General features: G+C 58.1%; 18 protein-coding genes and 1 riboswitch. Of the genes, 9 read left to right on the forward strand and 9 right to left on the reverse strand.

Features of this window, described 5'->3' with window-relative positions:
* Positions 1-6: 6 nt before the first annotated feature.
* The 3 genes from ACQYWX_RS28255 to ACQYWX_RS28265 form a co-directional block, all read right to left on the reverse strand.
* Positions 7-687: a DUF6064 family protein gene (locus ACQYWX_RS28255; RefSeq protein WP_431687108.1), complete on the reverse strand. Its 681-nt coding sequence runs from the start codon at positions 685-687 to the stop codon at positions 7-9.
* Positions 684-1,619 (reverse strand): aldo/keto reductase, encoded by a 936-nt coding sequence (locus ACQYWX_RS28260; RefSeq protein ID WP_431687109.1) that lies wholly within the window; start codon positions 1,617-1,619, stop codon positions 684-686. The genes ACQYWX_RS28255 and ACQYWX_RS28260 overlap by 4 nt, the downstream gene beginning before the upstream one ends.
* Positions 1,620-1,726: 107 nt before the next feature.
* The gene (locus ACQYWX_RS28265; RefSeq protein WP_216740065.1) at positions 1,727-2,341 is read right to left on the reverse strand and encodes a hypothetical protein; all 615 of its coding nucleotides are present in this window, start codon (positions 2,339-2,341) and stop codon (positions 1,727-1,729) included.
* Between the two features lie 377 nt (positions 2,342-2,718).
* On the opposite strand from ACQYWX_RS28265, the gene ACQYWX_RS28270 reads away from it, so the two are divergent.
* From ACQYWX_RS28270 to ACQYWX_RS28280, 3 genes are all read left to right on the forward strand, one after another.
* Positions 2,719-3,489: a TIGR04255 family protein gene (locus ACQYWX_RS28270; RefSeq protein ID WP_431687110.1), complete on the forward strand. Its 771-nt coding sequence runs from the start codon at positions 2,719-2,721 to the stop codon at positions 3,487-3,489.
* A 331-nt stretch (positions 3,490-3,820) separates the two neighbouring features.
* On the forward strand, positions 3,821-4,381 hold the full coding sequence (locus ACQYWX_RS28275; protein WP_431687111.1) for a hypothetical protein: 561 nt from the start codon (positions 3,821-3,823) through the stop codon (positions 4,379-4,381).
* A gap of 106 nt (positions 4,382-4,487) precedes the next feature.
* Entirely contained in the window at positions 4,488-5,357 is an 870-nt protein-coding gene (locus ACQYWX_RS28280; RefSeq protein ID WP_216740067.1) for a hypothetical protein, read from the forward strand.
* 94 nt (positions 5,358-5,451) lie between these two features.
* Here ACQYWX_RS28280 and ACQYWX_RS28285 read toward each other — a convergent pair whose 3' ends face one another.
* Positions 5,452-6,999, reverse strand: a complete 1,548-nt coding sequence (locus ACQYWX_RS28285) for an FG-GAP repeat domain-containing protein (RefSeq protein ID WP_431687112.1) — start codon at positions 6,997-6,999, stop codon at positions 5,452-5,454.
* A 139-nt stretch (positions 7,000-7,138) separates the two neighbouring features.
* Positions 7,139-8,797, reverse strand: coding sequence for an alpha-amylase family glycosyl hydrolase (locus tag ACQYWX_RS28290; RefSeq protein ID WP_431687113.1), 1,659 nt, complete (start codon positions 8,795-8,797; stop codon positions 7,139-7,141).
* Between the two features lie 178 nt (positions 8,798-8,975).
* On the opposite strand from ACQYWX_RS28290, the gene ACQYWX_RS28295 reads away from it, so the two are divergent.
* Entirely contained in the window at positions 8,976-9,995 is a 1,020-nt protein-coding gene (locus ACQYWX_RS28295) for a LacI family DNA-binding transcriptional regulator (protein WP_431687114.1), read from the forward strand.
* 49 nt (positions 9,996-10,044) lie between these two features.
* On the opposite strand, the gene ACQYWX_RS28300 is transcribed toward ACQYWX_RS28295, so the two are convergent.
* The 4 genes from ACQYWX_RS28300 to cbiB all read right to left on the reverse strand — a co-directional run bounded on the left by ACQYWX_RS28300 (position 10,045) and on the right by cbiB (position 13,594).
* The gene (locus tag ACQYWX_RS28300; protein WP_431687115.1) at positions 10,045-10,749 is read right to left on the reverse strand and encodes a M12 family metallopeptidase; all 705 of its coding nucleotides are present in this window, start codon (positions 10,747-10,749) and stop codon (positions 10,045-10,047) included.
* 152 nt (positions 10,750-10,901) lie between these two features.
* Positions 10,902-11,552, reverse strand: a complete 651-nt coding sequence (gene bluB, locus ACQYWX_RS28305; protein WP_216740072.1) for a 5,6-dimethylbenzimidazole synthase — start codon at positions 11,550-11,552, stop codon at positions 10,902-10,904.
* An 8-nt stretch (positions 11,553-11,560) separates the two neighbouring features.
* Positions 11,561-12,649, reverse strand: a complete 1,089-nt coding sequence (cobD, locus tag ACQYWX_RS28310; RefSeq protein ID WP_431687116.1) for a threonine-phosphate decarboxylase CobD — start codon at positions 12,647-12,649, stop codon at positions 11,561-11,563.
* On the reverse strand, positions 12,650-13,594 hold the full coding sequence (gene cbiB, locus ACQYWX_RS28315) for an adenosylcobinamide-phosphate synthase CbiB (RefSeq protein WP_431687117.1): 945 nt from the start codon (positions 13,592-13,594) through the stop codon (positions 12,650-12,652). It abuts the gene before it with no gap.
* 103 nt (positions 13,595-13,697) lie between these two features.
* Positions 13,698-13,909, forward strand: a riboswitch (cobalamin riboswitch).
* Between the two features lie 25 nt (positions 13,910-13,934).
* Here cbiB and ACQYWX_RS28320 point away from each other — a divergent pair.
* From ACQYWX_RS28320 to ACQYWX_RS28340, 5 genes are all read left to right on the forward strand, one after another.
* The gene (locus ACQYWX_RS28320) at positions 13,935-14,111 is read left to right on the forward strand and encodes a CbtB domain-containing protein (RefSeq protein ID WP_083769893.1); all 177 of its coding nucleotides are present in this window, start codon (positions 13,935-13,937) and stop codon (positions 14,109-14,111) included.
* 121 nt (positions 14,112-14,232) lie between these two features.
* A complete protein-coding gene (locus ACQYWX_RS28325; protein ID WP_431687118.1) occupies positions 14,233-15,036 on the forward strand; it encodes a CbtA family protein in 804 nt (267 codons plus the stop codon).
* Positions 15,037-15,040: 4 nt separating this feature from the next.
* Entirely contained in the window at positions 15,041-16,780 is a 1,740-nt protein-coding gene (locus ACQYWX_RS28330; RefSeq protein ID WP_431687119.1) for an ATP-binding protein, read from the forward strand.
* A gap of 19 nt (positions 16,781-16,799) precedes the next feature.
* The gene (gene cobO / locus ACQYWX_RS28335; RefSeq protein WP_279501462.1) at positions 16,800-17,399 is read left to right on the forward strand and encodes a cob(I)yrinic acid a,c-diamide adenosyltransferase; all 600 of its coding nucleotides are present in this window, start codon (positions 16,800-16,802) and stop codon (positions 17,397-17,399) included.
* Positions 17,400-17,432: 33 nt separating this feature from the next.
* Positions 17,433-18,737, forward strand: a complete 1,305-nt coding sequence (locus tag ACQYWX_RS28340) for a cobyrinate a,c-diamide synthase (protein WP_431689540.1) — start codon at positions 17,433-17,435, stop codon at positions 18,735-18,737.
* Position 18,738 lies beyond the last annotated feature (1 nt).

The following is an 18,738-nucleotide window of genomic DNA, read 5'->3' on the forward strand; positions in this document are numbered from 1 at the left end:
ACACGACTAAGCAGAGGCGGATTTCGCTTTCCGCCCGATCCAGAAGGCCGCCAACGCCCAGCATAACGCCAGCCACGGAATCCAGGCGCAAGGCTCCGCCAGGGTATCCAGGGTTAACCCGCTGACCAGACACCAAGCGCCGGGAATTGGAGCCAGCCAGCGGGCGACGCCGCCTGACATCGCCGCCGTGATCCCCAGGGTCCCTATCGCCAAAGGGTCCGGCGTCATGCCAAACACTTCCGCGACAATGAGCGGTCTGTCAAAGAGCAGCGTCGTCAATGGATGCGCCAGCAGAGCATAAAGAAACAGACTGGCTCCCAACCAGAAGCGCTTATCCGCGAGTGGCGCAAACACCACCCGGTCTCTGAAGACGCCCAGCCAGCACAGCAGGACCGCCTGCGCCACAAACGCATAGGCGACATATTCCGCCGCCCAGTTGATGGTCGCATAACGCCGCCACAGAAAGGCCCAGGCGACGAATAACCACAGCGCCATCAGACTCAAACTGACCGCCCTGCCGCTCCAGACCCGCGGACGCGCCATCATCGCCAGCAATCCTGCGCCCATCAGCAGAAACAGCCATTGCCAGGGCCACCAGGCTTGGTTGTATAACTCAAATAAGCGCCAGTACACCCGACTGGAAAACAGCAGAAAATGTTCCGGGCGATAGGTCCACCATTCACTCATGCGAGCCGTTTCCGTATATCGTCTGCGATACGTTTGCGCTGGTTGGCGTCCGGGAAAGGCGGCGTCGCCGCAGCGACATTCTCGCGCACATGGTCAACCCGGGTGGTGGCGGGAATCACGCAAGTGACCGCAGGGTGGGACAGAATAAACTTGAGAATGAGCTGCGCCCAGGAAGTGACGCCCATCTCCGTCGCCCAGTCCGGCAGGCGCTCGCGTCGCAGACGTCGGGTCAGGTCGCCTTGCTGAAAGGGTCGATTGACGATCACCGCAATGCCCCGCTCCGCCGCCAGCGGCAACAGACGTTGTTCTGCTTCGCGATCAAGCGGGTTATAGGTGAGCTGTATAAAATCCAGAGGACGCTGGCGCATCGCCTGCGCCATGGCGTCATGCCGGCGGCCATGGGAGGTGGTGACGCCGATGTAGCGCAAATCACCGCGCTGCTTCATGGCCTGCAACGTATCCAGATGCGCTTCCCAGGATAGCAGATTGTGCACCTGCAGCAGGTCAAAACGGGGCTTCCGCCAGTGCGACAGGGAATCCGCAATCTGCTGCGGCCCCTCATCGGCGTCGCGCAGCCAGACTTTATCCGCAGCAAACGCCTTATCGCTCAGTCGGGATTGCGCCAGACCGTAGCCAATGGTGGCTTGAGCGGAGCCATACATGGGAGAGGAGTCGATCAGCGCGCCGCCGGCTTGCAGAAACGCGTCAATAACGGCGGCGCTTTCGTTCAGCAACTGGCGGTCATTACCAACGTTGAATGTGATCCAGCTGCCCAGCCCGACCACAGGCAGCATTTCGCCGCTGGACGGTATCGGTCGCGCCAGCGGCGTGGCGTCAGGTTTACGCGCCCGGATTGACGGCATCTGCGTCATCAGCGCCGCGGCGGCCATTCCCTGCAACAGCCTGCGTCGCGTCACATCCCCTTGCGCCATGCTCCCCTCCCGGCTTACGCCTGTGGATTAAGGTTCATAACAAGAGGATAAAACAGCGCGTCCGACGTGAACAGCGACGCGCTCAGATGAAGAGTACGCAGGACGCGTCAGGGACAGCAGCGTATGCAACGAGAAGGGGAAACCTGACCGTACACCACGATATCGTGACTTTCTTCCAGGGGGTAAACCGAATAATACTCCGTGTCCGCGACCTTGACGGACTTTTCCCCCGCTTCAAAATACGCCTGCCCATAGTCGTACTGCACATTGCCGGAGCAATTCCAGAACTTATCGATATCCAGCCAGCCGGTCTGCCCATTGTCGCCGCCGCCGAACCAGCGGCAATCGCCGGTCACACTGATGCGACCCACCGTATCGCGACGTATGCGGCCATCGGGCATGCGCCGATCGCCTTGCGCGTAGATCTCCAGAGGCGGGCATACATAGACTGCGCCGGAGCCCACTTCCATATCGCTCAGCAGGTCCTCGACGTAGGCTTTCAGGTCTGTGTAGCTGCTGCGCTCCATGATCAGCCCATCCTCGCGACTGGTCCTCACTTGCTCGGCGATGCTTTCTATGCGCTGACGCACCGCCCGCGGCATTTCATACAACGGAATATCGCGATCGATCCGGAGATATTCAAACAGCGAATCCACATCGCGCTTACTCGCCATCGCCGCCTGGGTCAGGCAGACAAGGCACAATAGGAAACGTTTTTTCACACTGATTTCCTCCTGAAAAACAGTCCAAATATCTGTGGAGAATTTTTATGTAGACTCACACAATGGATTAGCTACCTACCGACAAATGAAAGCAGATATTCCTATTACTATCATATGTTTAAAGTTAGTATTCTTTTCTAGTTTTGCCACTATGAGAATACTAAAAATAGAACTTTAGACATTTTCTTGGCGTACGCATGAATCAGCGTAAGGCAGAGCAGCTAAAGTGGAAAAATTCATACTCGTAACCAAATAGTAGTCAAGCGAATAGGGTATTTTTTGACACTAAGTGCTGTAATATAAACAGTTAGTCAAAGTCTAATTAAAAAGAGGAGTTGCGCCTCTTATTCCAAAAAATCATCAAAAGGGTATAGTTTATGACCTGGAGTATTGAGCAAGAGAAGCACGTTGTATTCCAACGAAATCCGCTCATCTCAACTGATGTGGAGCTTCGCTTCTACCCCATACTCAAAATTGGCGAGCCTATTAAGATCACTGAATATCAAGATAAAGTCCGCACACGCTTCCCTATGTACAACAGAAGTAGTGTGAGGAGCATTAACATAAACCCTACCGGACAATTTGAGATACAAGATGAAACTCAGTTCATGTTTTCTGATACAGAAGATAGAGCCTCTTTTATCTTAACCCAGCAATCTTTAAGGCTTAGCAATAAGAACCATATCGACAAAGAGAAAATGATTGATAACTTCCTGTTTGGCCTAGCTTTTTTGCAGGAGTGTTTTGGTGAAATAATTCCAAATAGGCTAGGAGTTCGCTATGTTAATGTTATCGATAGAGAGAAGATCTCAAAAGATTTATCTAGGCCCCAGATTGGGTGGCAAGATCTTGTTTCTGAAGAATTTTTAAAAATACCGCATGATTTTGCGGACATGACAGCCACAAACTTCCTTACAGAAATCAGGTCGCCCGTGGATGAGAACAAAGGCACTCTAGTATTAAGGTATGGGTTAGTGCAGGATGATAAGAGCATCCCAGACCATTTTCGCTTTGATCTCGATAGATTTTCCGAGTCACCTATTGATCTGGGCAGCATTAAGCCTATTCTAGATAGATATAGCATTGACATATTATCAGTTTTTTTGAAGGCGGCAGGTCCACAACTAACCGAGTGGATGAAAGGTTAAAAGATAGAAAGGGCCATGCAATATGAAGCTAATATCAGCGTTTAGTAACCCTGGAAGCTATACAGCCGAGCAGACTGCGCCCAAAGTGCAGTGGTACGAAAGTGACTCAACTCCCTCCGCAACAGAGATTCCTCGTGCTCATATTCCCACAGCAGGCTCATCGGCTGAGAGTCCTTTGGGACAACTTGTAAATGAAGCAACAACGTATATACAGAAAATGGCGGTTATTCCAATCGAAGCAGACGTTGATACTCTCGTAGACTCCTTAGTTCGGGAGGCATACTCAGAATGCACATTAGAGTTATTGGATCGGCAAGTAGAATAACCAAGCATGTCTGGGCAAGATCGCTGGCCTCCGATATATGACTCGACAGACTTGGAAGACGCTATTAAGCAGCTTTCCAGCAGCGCAGATGTCGAAAAAAATTTCTATATCAAGGGCGGATCTCCTGATGTGGGTTTCTGTCAAGGAGACATAATAAGACTAGGCAGTGGGGTTCCAGTAATTTGGGAGGATGGAAAGCCAGCAGTACAATCTTCAAGTGAATACTGGCTTATTATTGGTAACACTTGTGACATTTCACGTCCTGTTGAAACATTGGAATGGTCTCAACTTGCCCCTATCGTAAAAATTAACAAGCAAGTCTCACAAGAGAATCTTGATAGCTTCCTCAAGTACCAATATAGCCGACGCTTTTACTTACCGCCCTGGAAGCAAGAATGTGCTAATGAGCTGTATTTTGCAGACTTTGTCCGACCAGTTACGATTCATAAAACAGCGCTATTCAAAACCACTATTGAGAGCCAAATGTCACGTTTTAGTTGGCTTCTCCTCCATAGCTGCCTAGTTAGATTCCTAGCAAGAGACGACGGACGCTTTGAAGCTTCTTAGGCCCATATCACCTAGATTTCCTTCACACTCGAACACGCCTGCTACACTTTTTATGAATGTTCGCCGACATCTAAAACAAATCTAACATCCATGCCGAGGCACAGCTATGATCAGACCTTTCCTTATTGCCGTATTGATCTCTGTCTTCACTGTTTCCGCTCGCGCAGAGACGATGGAAATCCGTCATGTCGCCCTGCGAGAGGGCTCTACGTTGGATCAGTACGCGCTCGAATTGCTCAAGTTTCTTGTCGCGCAAACGGGAACCGACGCGAAATTCATCTCTTTTCAGCCTTCCAGCGCGCAGACCCGCCGGGAAATGCTGCTGAAGGACGGCTCTTACGATATTGACTGGCTGGGCGCCACGGCGGAGATAGAAGAACGGGTGCCGCCTGTGCGCTTCCCCATTTTGCGGGGTCTGCTGGGTCACCGGGTGTTCATCACCAACAAGGAAACCAGCGCCAAACTGTCTAAAGACATGACCTTCGATCAGTTAAAAGAGTTCAGCGTGGTGCAAGGCCAGGGTTGGGGCGACATTCCCATTCTGGTGGGCGGTGGTTTCACCAAAATGCAGACCAACTCGACCTTCGACAACCTGTTCAAGATGGTCGACGGCGGCAGGGCGGACCTGTTCCCCCGCTCCATCATCGAGCCTTATGGCGAGCTGGGGTCGCGCTGCAATCTGGGGGCGGATTACGCCTGCACCGACAAGAATATGTTAGTGGACGACAAAATCCTGGTGGTCTACAAACTTCCCATGCTGTATTTCGTGTCGCCCAAGCGCCAGGACTTGATTAACGTTCTGAACACCGCCTTCACCGACCACTACGACGCCTTCCTGGAGTTCTTCAACAACCACCCGTTGGTGAAAGACTCCTTACAGAAAATGGAAGGCCGCAAGGTGTTTCACATAGAGGAAAACAAATCCCTCAGCGACGACACCAGCAACATCCCTGACAAATACTGGCTGTCGCTCTGATTCACCATTAGAACCAGCCAATCAGACGCAACTCGAACAAAGGCGGGACACCCCGCCTTTTTTACGTATTCTGGTCAGCCTGCCGACTTACTTCTCAGGGCAGATAAACATAATCCAGGCTGAAGTTGGCCACACGGGATTTCCTCGACACAATCTTGAACTTATAGGTTCCCGCAACGCCTTCCGTGTCATAGTTGAGCTTTTCCGGCGCTTCGTTAGTGGCGGCGCTGGCCACCAGTGCGCCATCGGGATTGTACAAATACAGATCCATATCGTTGCGTCTGCCGGAGAAGCGCAGTTGCGCGTCAATCTTCCCGCCGGACACCGTCACTTCGTGGTAAACCGGCTCCCAGCCAATACTTCCTTCATACGAACCGGTCGTCGGCTGCGGCGGCGTTTCACAAAGTTTGAACGTCACCGGCACCACGCCATGGTTATAGTCGGCGATAGCGATCATATCCGGGCAACCATCGCCATCCGTGTCCGCCACCGCCAGTCCTTCCGGATCATAGTGGCTTGCGTAGGGAATACTCACGCGGATTTCTTCACCCAAACCATCCGGTCCGTTCAGATACACGCCCAAGGTGTTCCAACCGCCATGCAAAACCAGAATGTCATCGTATCCGTTGCTGTCCAGGTCTACGGCGCGCAGGGTTTCTGGAATGTCGTGGGAAGTCAGCTGTACCGGCGTACCCATGGCTCCGACCGAGTTCTGCGTATAAACCCACAGATACGTGGGCGAGTTGCGGCCCCTGGCGATCACCAAATCATCCCGACCGTCGCCATTGAAGTCGCCGGAAGCGATGCCGCTGGCGCTGTCGTTCAGGTCCAGATAGAAGGGCATGGCGGCAGTGAACGCATCAGCTCCGTCATGCAAATGCAGTGAAAAGTCCGGCCCGGAACCCTGCCCGGACATAATCGCCAGATCCATCACCCCGTCGTGGTTGAAGTCTCCCAGCGCCTGATCGTTATAACCGCTTGCGTTGGTGGCCAAGGTGGTTTGATAAGCGATGGCGCCGTCGCCAGCGCCAAAATACTGCGTCGCCGGCGCGGACCAGGGCAGCCCGATCAGATCTGGAATACCATCCCGATTGATATCCACCGCATCCAGTGTGTCCGCCGCCGCAGAGCCGACCAGGGAGGTCTGGAAACCGCCCGCGCCGTCGTGGGTAAGAATGGTCAGGCCCTGACCATGGCCGACAATAATCTCTTCTGCGCCGTCGGCATCCAGATCGGCGATTGACAGTCCGTTACGGTTGCCGGTGGCCTGATAGCCAATGCGGGAGGGTTCGCCGAGACCGGCGGCGGTGGGATGAAAGACGAAAACGCTGTAGTCGTTTTCTGCATCGAAGTAATAAGAAGAAACCGCCACCAACTCCACGTCGCCGTCACCATCCACGTCGCCAAAACCGACGGCGTCGATCCAGGTTTTGCCGGGTTTATAGGCGGCGCCGACCATGAATCCCGAGTCCTCCTCGGCGGTGAATTTCATTGCTTCGACGGTGGCGAAGCGAGGGGCCAGCATGGGCGGAGTCAGGCGGTCATCGCCCAGCGGGCGGCCGTATATATCTGTAGCGAGAGGCTGCGCCAGCACCGCGCCGGCCTCCAGCATGAGCGTCAATCCTATCAGCGGGGTTTTCATAATGGGTCCTCCTTTATGCGTTGATTCTCCCGCATCTGACCCGCTTCTCTCTTGTTTGTACTTCCAAGAGCGGAATTGGGTGATGCGGTAAGCTCATCCTCGCAAGCAGTACGACCCTATATGTCGGATTCAGCGCCGACTATTTCACATTCTCCAACAGGCAGCTGGAGAAAGCGGGAAGTGTGACGACGCCATTGGCGACCTTAACTTCAGAAGCAAGTAATGGCTCACTCCAGCGGTTTCCAGGCAGGGCGAAAGTCTGCGCCTGAGGCGACAGGTTAAATATCCCTAATACCTGGCTATCGCCTTCTTTCCTCAGGATGACGAATAACTCGTCCGGGGCGTTTAGCAACTCCGTGAGCCCCCGCCGCAGCTCCGGCCGCGCTTTGCGCAGGGCCAGCGCCAGTCGGGTATAACGCAGCACCGAATCCGCCGCCTCTTCCTGTCGATTCGCCGCCGCAGCCAGATGTTCTGCAGGCAATGGCAGCCAGCTCTGCCCAACGCTGAAGCCGCCGCCAGCGACATCGTCGCGCCAGGGCATCGGCGTGCGGCAGCCATCGCGACCTTTGGCGTGCGGCCAGCCATTGATGCCTTCCGGGTCCTGCAACAGTTCATAAGGCAGGTCCGCCTGCGTCAGGCCCAACTCTTCCCCCTGATACACACAGGCTTTACCCGGCAGCGTCATCAGCAAGGTCAGCGCGGTTTTCGCCAACGTCTGTTGCTGCGCTGGCGACGCTTCCGCCGCCCAACGGGAAGTCACCCGCATCACATCGTGGTTGCCCACGGCGAAGGTCAGTTTGCCGGGCCCTACCTCCGCCAGCACCGCCGTTACAATGTCCTTCACCATACGACCGCTGATGGGCGCGCCCAACAATGAGAAGTTGTAACAGGACTGCAGACGGTCTTCGCCCGCTGTGTATTCAGCGCTCACCGCCATGCCGTCGCCGCCTACCTCGCCGAGCAGAAAGCGACCCTCATAGCGATCCGCCAGCGCCCGCAAACGGGTCAGGAAAGCCACCACCTCCTCATGCTGGTTGAACGAGTGTCGATGGTGCTGCAGATGGAACGGGTTGGCTCGCGCTGCGGCGGATTGCCGGAATGGATCATCCAGATCCCGCGCCGGGTTATCCCTCAGTTCAGGGTCGTAAGCCAGGGTGGCGATGGCGTCTATGCGCAGGCCGTCCACGCCCCGTTTGAACCAGAACTCCGCCTGCGCCAGCATGGCTTCCGTCACCGCCGGATTGCGGTAATTCAGGTTGGGCTGGCCCGGCAGGAAGTGATGCAGATAGTACTGGGCGCGACGGCCGTCCCAGGTCCAGGAAGGTCCGCCGAAGTGCGCGCGCCAGTTATTGGGAGGGCTGCCGTCCGGCTTGGCGTCACGCCACACATACCAGTCCGCCTTGGCATTGCTGCGGTCGGAGCGGCTTTCCTGGAACCAGGGATGTTCATCGGAAGTATGGCAGGGCACCAGATCGATCAGCAGTTTCAGGCCGCGCTCATGCATCGCCGCCAGCATGCGGTCAAAGTCCGCCAGCGTGCCGAATATCGGATCAACGTCGCAGTAGTCCGCCACGTCATAGCCGAAGTCCTTCATGGGAGACTTGAAGAACGGCGAAATCCACACGGCGTCCACGCCCAGGCTGGCGATGTAGTCCAGCTTTTCCGTAATGCCGTTCAGATCCCCGACGCCATCGCCGTTGGAATCGCAAAAGCTGCGCGGATAAATCTGATAGATCACGCCGCCGTCGCTCCAATCCGAAGGCCGCATTTGTCCCTGCATTGCACTACTCTCCGCCATAGCTCACACCTCACCTGCTTGAACGTAAACGATTAACTAAAATTGTTTCAAACAAAGCATGATTTTCTATATAAATACGAATATTCATGCTTATTACGGAACTTTCAGCGGATGCTAGGCAACGTAAACGTTTACGTCAACAAACCTAAGCCGAGACATTTAAGACAAATTTAAAGCTATGAAAACCACCATCAAAGACGTCGCCAAACGCACAGGCGTCTCCATCGCCACCGTGTCCCGGGTCATCAACGGGCTGGGGGGATATTCCAACGACACACGCAAAAAAGTGCTCTCCGCCATCGACGAAATGGGCTTTCGGCCCAACGCGGTAGCCCGTGGTCTGGTCAGTAAAAAAACCCATACTATCGGGGTCATGTTACCGGACGTTTCCGGCATGCTGGCGGCGGAGATCCTCAAGGGCATTGAGACGGTGGCCAAAGAGCAGCGCTACAGCGTCATCGTCTGCAACACCAATTATTCCGGCGACCGTTCTCAGGAATACGTGCGGACGTTGAAAGAGAAGCAAGTGGATGGCGTGCTCGCCGTCAGCGAGTACATGACGCCGGAGAAAAGCAAAGCGCTGTTGAGCCTGAATCTGCCCGTCGTGCTGATTTCCACCCTCTCCTATTCCTACCCCTTTCCCTACGTGAAGGTGGATGACAAGCTGGCCGCCTACAGCGCCGTCCGCCATCTCATCGACAAAGGCCACCGCAAAATCGCCATGATCAGCGGCGACCGCGCCGACCTCATCGCCGGCGCGCCCCGCATAGAAGGCTATTCTCAGGCGCTGCGGGACCATGGCCTCAACGTAGATGAATCACTGATTCGATTTCGGGCGGAATTTGAGTCTTTCGGATTTCACAGCGGCGCGCTGTGCATGGAAGGGTTACTGCGGGACAAGCCCAGCCAGTTCAGCGCCGTATTCGCCGCCAGCGACGAACTGGCGATGGGCGCGTTGTCCTGCGCTCACCGTCATGGCGTCCGCACTCCGGATGACCTGTCGATCATCGCCTACGACGACACCCGCATCGCGGAAATGGCGACGCCGCCGCTCACCGCGCTGCATCAGCCGCTGTTCGCCATGGGCAGCCGCGCGACGGAAATGTTGTTGGACATGTCCGCCGCCGGAACCCTGGAAGCCGAGAGCCTGATCATCCCGCACAAGATTATTGAGCGGGAGTCAGTCAAAGCGATCTGAGCCACTCCACAGACCCGACCGCCAAATACGGATTAGAAAGTGGAATGGGTCAGAGAGTGGAATAGTGCCGGTAGATGCGGCCAAGCACTTCCAAATCGCCCATACTGGGGTTCCAGTCGCCGCTGACCACATGGCCGGGATCAATCTTGCAGCCGCCGTAACGGGTGTTGTCGACGGAATCCAGCAGCCCCACCGCTTGACCCGCATACATCATGATGGATTTGGGGTCGAAATCAGTGCCATAGGTTTCAAATTTGCGGGTGCTGTTGCGCTTGTTCAGCTTATAAACCTCCAACCCCATTTTGTTGGACCCCCAGGTGTGGAGTACGCTCTCGGGCGCATCATCGCGCTCGTGCTCATGAGCCAATCCCAAAGCATGTCCCACTTCATGGGGCAGCGATTTGATATTACCCCTGCCATCAACTCCCAGCTTGGTGCTGGCGCCAGGGAAATATCCGATATCTGCAGAGTTACTGTTGAAAATAAGTGTCGCCACGCCGTTACCCGCCGCGCCCACTTCAACGAACTTGATCAACTGAGTCCCCCAATATTCCAGAACGCACTGCTCCCAGCGGCGGAATGTCGTGCGCACAGTCTGTACATAATCCCTGTCCAGCCCCTCGGGCACAAACACCTTCACCACGCCGTTCGGCCAGGGGCCGCCGACGTTGGTTTGACTCTCAGAGAACTTGCCGTCCCAACTCATGCGGTAAACCATCGCGGTTCCGCCGTTTCTTATACATCCCAATCCCATGATCCCGCTCCTTTTTAGTTATGGATCTTCAGAGTTTAGCTCGTCTCAACTCAATGTTGCCGAGACAACGCCAATCCAATTTCAGTGCGATCCAGGGAGCGACGTTGGAGACGCCTCCCAGTCATGAGTAATTGTTATTTATTGTAATTCCGTCAGCCTGCGCCGCCCCACTGGTTGAACCAGACCAGCTCCTGCAACTCCTTGCGCTGACTCCAGTTTTCCTGTTGCAGCATAGGCGCGTCGTAAAATTTATCCACATGCCCCAGACACAGAATGGCGATGGGCTCGCTACCTTCCGGGCATTGCAACAACGCGGCTAATTCAACGGGATCGAACAGCGACACCCAGCCCATGCCGACGCCTTCGCAACGGGCCGCCAGCCAGAGGTTCTGGATCGCGCAGCTGGCGGACGCCAGATCCATGTCCGGCATGGTGCGACGGCCGAAAATATATTTTTCGCGCCGATCCGTAAGCATCACCACCAGCAATACCGGACACTCACGCACGCCCTCCACTTTCAGGCGCATAAACTCCTGGCCGCGTTCGCCCAAAGCCTCTGCGGTCAACAGGCGCTCTTTCTCCACCGTAGCGGCGATATCCCGACGCAGGCTGGGTTCGGTGATGCGAATAAAACGCCAGGGCTGCATGAAGCCCACGCTGGGCGCGTGGTGGGCGGCTTGCAGAATACGCTGCAAAGTCGCTTCGTCCACCGGGTCCGGCAGGAAATGACGCATATCGCGTCGTTCGTATATCGCGCGATACACCGCCTGTTTTTCTTCGGGTGAATAGCCGCTGTCCGTCATGAGTCGCCTTATCTGTCAGCGAGGGCGGCGGTCAGTCTCCCTGCGAGACCGACGTCCTCCAAATCAAAAAGTCCAAACCGTAAATACGCCAGCTCCGCATTCACCCGCCACAGGCGAATCAACACGCCCCGCTGCGCGCAACGTTCGAAAATCCGCTCAGCCTGCGCTGTCGGCGTCAATACGGACACAAACAGCGGCGTGCGCCGGCACTCCAGCGCCTCCTTGAATACCGGCTGCGCCAGAATAAGCGCCTGCAGGTCGCGGCTCACCAGGGAGAGCTTTTCACGCATGGCGACAATCCAGGCCTCATCGCGCAACGCCCGGGTCGCCACATATTGCGCGGCGCTGTTCACTGTCCAGAGACCAAGCCGACGCTGCAACGCCTCTAACCAGTATGGCGCGGACGCCACAAATCCCAAACGCACTCCCGGCCATCCGAAAAACTTGCCGAATGAGCGCAACACCACAACGTTCTCCGCCAGGGTCTCGCCCAGCAGACTGGAATCTGTCTCCGCGTCGGCGAAGGCTTCATCCACCACCATCAATGCGCCAGTGGATTGCAGACGCAGCGCCAACTCACGCAGCGCCGCCAATGGCGTCCTACGGGCGGCGGGGTTATTCGGATTAATCGCCACCAGGACACGCAAGTTTTCTGTCTGTGTCAGACGCGCCGCCGCGCCCGCCAGATCTCCCGCAGGGTAATGAATAATTTTGAAGCCTTGACGACGCCAGTGATGCTCATGTTCGCGATAGCCGACGTCCGGCAGCGCCGCCACGCCGGGGGAGCAACAGGTGGGCAGGTGTTGAATCGCCCATTGCGTACCGGGAATCGCCAGCAGGGAATCGGTCCCGTAATAGGCGCTGGCGGCCTGTTGCAGCGCCGGATCGGGATAAGGCAGACGTCGAAACACCTCTGCCGGAATGCTTGTCAGCGGATAGGGAAAGGGACTGACGCCAGTGGACAGATCCAGCCAGTCATCAAGGGCGATACCGTAGCGTTGGCTGTACTTTTCCAGGTCGCCGCCATGGACGGGAACCGGTTCTTCCGCCTGGAATCCTGCATGGCCAGCCTCGTTATCGAAATCGCTCCCGTTCATTCAGACCGCTCCCCACAGCCACAACACGCCCGTTCCCAAAGCGACCATCGCTGTCCACAGCGCCAGAGAGCGATTGATGAGCCCACAGGCGCGTTCAATGGATTGCGCCGTGGCGGCGTCGCCGCAGCCCAGTGAAGGACGATACTGCAGACTGCCGTGATAGGTCGCCGCGCCGCCGAGTCGCACCCGCAGCGCGCCTGCGCCCGCCGCCATCACGGGTCCTGCATTGGGGCTTTTCCAGTGTCCGCCCTGGGCGCGCCAGCATCGCAGGGCGCTGTCCAGCGCGCCGCAACAGGCGTAACTGAACGCCGTCAGTCGGGCGGGAACCCAATTCAACAGATCATCCAGCCGCGCCGCCGCCCAGCCGAAATAGAAATAACGCGTGTTTTTATAGCCCCACATCGCATCCAGGGTATTGCTGAGGCGATACATCACCACACCGGGAACGCCGGCGAGCAGGAACCAGAAAATGGCGGCGAAGATGGCGTCGTTGCCGTTCTCCAGGGCGGATTCCGTAGCGGCGGAGGCGATCTCCTCCTCCCCCAACTCCGCCGTGTCGCGACTGACAATCATGGACAGACTGCGCCGCGCCGCCGCCGCGTCATGCCTGCGCAATGGCGCGGCCACCTGACGCACATGCTCCAGCAAACTGCGCCAGCCGATGGCGAGATAAAGCACGAAGGCGGAAAAGATAATGTGTCCCCAGCGGGAAGATTCGCTCCACTCGTTCGCCAGCCAGGCAAGCGTCGCCCAGGGCAGAATCGACGCCGTCACCGCCGCAGCGCCAAGCGCGCGGGTTGCTGTTGAAGAGAAGTCGGCGATGCGAATCGCTCCTTCCACCCAACCGGCGTAGCGCCCGAAACCAACCAAAGGATGCAGCCGGCGCGGTTCTCCCAACAGGGCGTCGAAAGTCAGGGCGAGGACAAGAATCAGCAATGTATCCATTGGTCAGTATGCGCCAAGCTCGTGATGAGGCGGCCTATTCTCACCATGGTCCGCGCGCATTGCAACCCGCTAACTTGTTGACTTCCCCTGCGTTCAGCCAATAGCATATCCCGCTGACCAAGGTGCTCGACCGCGAGATAATCGGGAAATCTGGTGCGCGATACGCTAATCCAGTGCTGCCCCCGCAACGGTAATCGAAAGTAATTTGCTAACGCCACTGTGTCGTCAGTTTTGACATGGGAAGGCGCAAATGTTGTGTCGAAAATGCTTCGACCTTTCGTAAGCCCGGAGACCGGCCTTGCTTTATCCACTGCAGTTCGTACGGGTAGGTGCGCAGATCATGCAAACTAAAAATCTCTCTCTTCCATTGCTGGCTTCCAATAACGCAGCGCTACAACTTATCGGCGCCATGTGCTTCGGCGGACTGATTCTGTTCGCAGTGGGCTTTCTGTCCATGGATGCGGCTCACAATGCCGCTCACGACACCCGGCACGCGTTTGCTTTCCCCTGTCACTAACAGTTACTGAATTCTGAGGCCCTGCCAGGGCCAGACGTTCGCCTGTCCGACTTGACGCCGCACCTCATGTGCGGCGCTTGCGCGCATAGCGACGTCACACCGCATTGCATGAGGAAGAGACATGTTGTTTCAGCGTATTATCCTGGCGTCGCTGCTGGTTGGCCTGTTGGCTGGCGGGCTGCTGAGCGCCGTACAACACTCCCAGGTCACCAGCATTATTCTGGAGGCGGAAACCTACGAAGGCGGCGAGGAGCCTGAGCCGGTCGTAGTGGAAGATCACCCGCATGCGGCGGCGGACGCCCATCACTCCCATGAACACGAGCACGGCGGCGCTGAAGCTGGCGGCCATCACCACGGCGATGACGCCTGGGCCCCGGAAGACGGCGTGGAGCGTACACTGTACACCCTGCTCGCCAACGTGCTCGCCGGCATTGGCTTCAGTGCGCTGATGCTGGCTTGTATGTACGCCGCCAGACTCAGCGGCAAAGGCGGCGCAGGCTGGGGCGCGGGATTATTGTGGGGGCTGGCGGGCTATGGCGTGTTCTTTGTCGCTCCCGCTCTGGGGCTGCCGCCGGAGATTCCCGGCATGCAGGCCGCCGCACTGGAAAATCGCCAATTGTGGTGGATCGCCACCGCCCTGGTTACCGCGATTGGTTTCGCCTTGCTGGCGTTCGCGCCGGGATGGAAAAAGCTGGGCGGACTGCCCCTGATGATTATTCCCCATCTGGTCGGCGCGCCGCACACCAATGCGCCGGAGTTCGCCGCCTCCAACCCACAGGCTCTGCAAGCGCTAGAGTCGCTGCATCATCAATTCATTACCGCCGCTACCCTGACCAACGCACTGTTCTGGGTGATCGTCGGGCTGGCCTGCGCCTGGTTCCTGCGCCGTTGGAGCAGCCAGGACGCCGCCCTGCAGGCGCGCTGAGTCAATGGACGTCGCCGCCCAGCCAGCCCTCGCCGCCTATCCTTTCGCCGCGGTTGTCGGCCAGCAACCGCTAAAAACCGCGTTGCTGCTCGCCGCCATCAATCCCCATCTGGGCGGCGTATTGATCAGCGGCCCCCGCGGCTCCGCCAAATCAACGCTGGCGCGGGGACTGGCGGATTTATTGCCAGAGGCGGCGGACAAGTTCGTCACGCTGCCTCTGGGCGCGTCTGAAGAGCGTCTGATCGGCAGCATCGACCTGCAACAGGCTATGGGCGAACGACGCGTACAGTTTAATCCCGGCCTGTTGGCCAAAGCTCACGGCGGCGTGCTTTATATTGATGAAGTCAATCTGCTGCCCGACCCCTTGGTGGACGCCCTGCTTGATACGGCGGCCTCAGGCGTGAACTTTGTCGAGCGGGACGGCCTCAGTCACAGCCATCCGGCGCAGTTTATTCTGATCGGCACCATGAACCCGGATGAAGGCGAACTGCGCCCGCAGTTACAGGACCGTTTCGGTCTCGCCGTCACTCTGGATGAAACCTATGACGTTGAACAGCGTATGGCTATCGTGGAGCGACGTCTGGATTTCGAACAGGACCACGACGCGTTTCAGGCGCAGTGGCGCGAAGCCCAGCAGGAACTGCAAACCCGCATCGCCGCCGCCCGCCAACGTTTACCACAGGTTCTCTGCCCGACGGACATACAACGGGACATCGCCAGCCAGTGCCTCGCCGCTGGCGTAGAAGGCGTGCGCGCGGACATTTGCTGGCGCCGCGCCGCCATCGCCCACGCCGCCTGGAGCGGCCGCAACGAGGTCAGCGCCAAAGACGTAGAAGCGACGCGAGCATTCGCGCTTAGCCATCGCGCCAATCATCAGGATACGCCGCCGTCTTCGACCGGATCGCCCCCCTCACAAGGAGGCGGCGGAGACGCCAGCGGCTCAGGGGGATCGTCACCCTCCTCGTCCTCTGGAACCTCCGGCGACTGGGGCGCCATGCCGCCGCAATTGATGGCGGCGGACAAGCCGGTAACGCCGCAACTGCCCGAGATTCCAACGCGACGTTCCCCGTCCTCCCGTCGCGACATACAGCGCAGCGGTGCGGAGCAACGCCAGGGCTCGGCCCTCGGTCGCGCGCAACGCAGCCGGCAGGCGCTGTCCTCACGGCCGGACTGGTTCGCAACGTTCGTCCATCCCGATAATCGGGACGATGGGTTACGCGAAATACGCTATCAACCCCGTCACCAGAGCCGCGACACCCTGAACTGCGTCCTGCTGGACACATCCGCCTCCACCCTGAGCCAACGCGCGCTGGCGCAGGCGAAAGGGGTGATTCTGGGACTGGCCCGACAAGCCTATCTGGCGCGGGAAAAACTGGCCGTGCTGGCGTTTGGCGCGCAGCGCGCGGAGTGGGTGATCCCCTGCCGACGCGCGCCCAAAGATATCGCCGCCCTGCTTAACGATCTTCCCGCTGGCGGCGGTACGCCGCTGCGACAGGCGCTGCTGCATGCGCGCCAACTGCTGGCGCGCCAGACCCGCGCCAACCCGCATCTGACCTGCCGTACGTTGCTGCTGACTGACGGGCGCAGCCGCGATCCGCTGGACGATCTGACCTGGGATTCGCCTCTGTGGGTGGTGGATACCGAGCAGACCGCCGTCAGACTCAATCGCTGCCGACAACTGGCGCAACGCCTCGGAGCCGCTTACGCCCCGCTGGCCGCTGTGCGCGCCGCCCTGGAACACTAACGCCTCGGAGATACGACTGATGCTTGACGAAAACGAAAAACACCGCCGTCGCATGGCCAACAAGAAGCGCATTATTGACGAGCGCATCGCGCAAGCCCAGGAAGAGCGCGGCGTGCTGATCCTGCTCAAGGGCAATGGTAAAGGCAAAAGTAGCTCCGCCTTCGGCACCATGGCGCGCTCCCTCGGCCACGGCCATCGCTGTGCGGTGATTCAATTCATCAAGGGCCGCAACGCCACCGGCGAGTACCTGTTTTTCAAAGACCATCCCCGGGTGGACTTCCACGTCATGGGACATGGCTTCACCTGGGAAACCCAGGATCGCGAGCAGGACATCGACGCCGCCCGTCAGGCCTGGGCCTTGGCGGAGCAACTGCTGACGGACGGCAGCTATGATTTTCTGCTGTTCGACGAATTGAGCTACATGGTCAAGTACGGCTACCTGCCGGTGGAGCCCATGGTCAAGGCGCTGCAAAGCCGCCCCCAGCACCAGAATGTGATGATTACCGGGCGCACGATGGCGACGGAGTTGCAGGACATCGCCGACACCATCAGTCAGGTGCAGGATGAAAAGCATGCGTTCCGTTTGGGCGTGAAAGCGCAAGCGGGTATCGAATTTTGATGATGAGTGAAGATTGATGGAGAAAGCGCACTGATGCAGGCCCGTTGTCCCGCTCTGTTTATTTCCGCCATGGCTTCCGGCCAGGGCAAAACCACCGTCACCGCCGCCCTGGCGCGCTATCATCGCAATCAGGGACGCAAGGTGCGCGCCTTCAAGACCGGTCCGGATTACCTTGATCCGCAGATTTTGCAGATCGCTTCCGGCGCGCCGGTGGAGCCGCTGGATCTGTGGATGGCGGGTGAAGAATATTGCCGCGACCAGCTCTATCGCGCCGCCCGCGAAGCCGACCTGATCCTGATCGAAGGCGCCATGGGTTTGCTGGACGGCGAGCCCAGCAGCGCCGACCTTGCGGCCCGCTTCAACCTTCCCGTCGCCGTCGTGATCAACGCCAAAGGCATGGCGCAGACCACCGCCGCAGTGGCCTATGGACTCGCCAATTACCGACGCGATTTCCAGTGTGTGGGCATTATCGCCAACGCCCTCGGCAGCGAGCGTCACCTGTCGCTGATCGCCGAGAGCCTGCCCTCGCAGGTTCCTTTGCTGGCCGGAATATTTCGCGATGACGCCATCGCCCTGCCGGAGCGGCATCTGGGTCTGGTGCAGCCTTATGAGCAACAGGGACTGGAGCAGCGCCTGGATCAGGCCGCCGCCGCCATCGCCCATACGCCACTGGCCAATTTGCCCGCCGCCGCGACGTTCAAACCCGCGCTACTGCCCGCCGTCAGACCGCTGCTCACCGGGGTGCGCATCGCCGTCGCCCGGGATGCGGCGTTCAGCTTTATTTACGCCGCCAACCTGCGTCTATTGCAGAAGATGGGCGCTGAGGTGTTGTTCTTTTCTCCTCTTGAGGACAGCGAACCACCGCCTGCGGATGCGCTGTGGCTGCCCGGCGGCTATCCGGAGCTGCACGCCGAGCGTCTGTCCGCCAATCAGGCCATGAAAGCGGCGCTGAAACGTTTTTATATGGACGGTCGTCCGATGCTCGCTGAATGCGGCGGCATGCTGTATGCGCAGGAAACGCTCACCGATCAGCAGGATCGTATTTTCGCCATGGCCGGACTGATTCCCGGCGCAGGGGAGATGCGCGCCAAGCGCGGCTGCCAGGGCATGCAGACGGCGCCGTTGCCAGAAGGCGACGTGCGCGCTCACGCCCACCATCACTCCCGCAGCCACGGAACCCTACCGCCCATCGCCTATGGCCGCCGTCAGCGTCATCCCGCTCCCGGTGAAGTCATTGTGCGCAGCAAAGGCCTGACCGCCACCTATTTGCATCTGTTCTTCCCTTCCAATCCCGGCGCCGTGGCCAACCTGTTCCGGCCGGGCGCGACGGAAGCCTGAG

The organism is Hahella sp. NBU794 (genome assembly GCF_050749805.1).
Lineage (GTDB): Bacteria > Pseudomonadota > Gammaproteobacteria > Pseudomonadales > Oleiphilaceae > Hahella.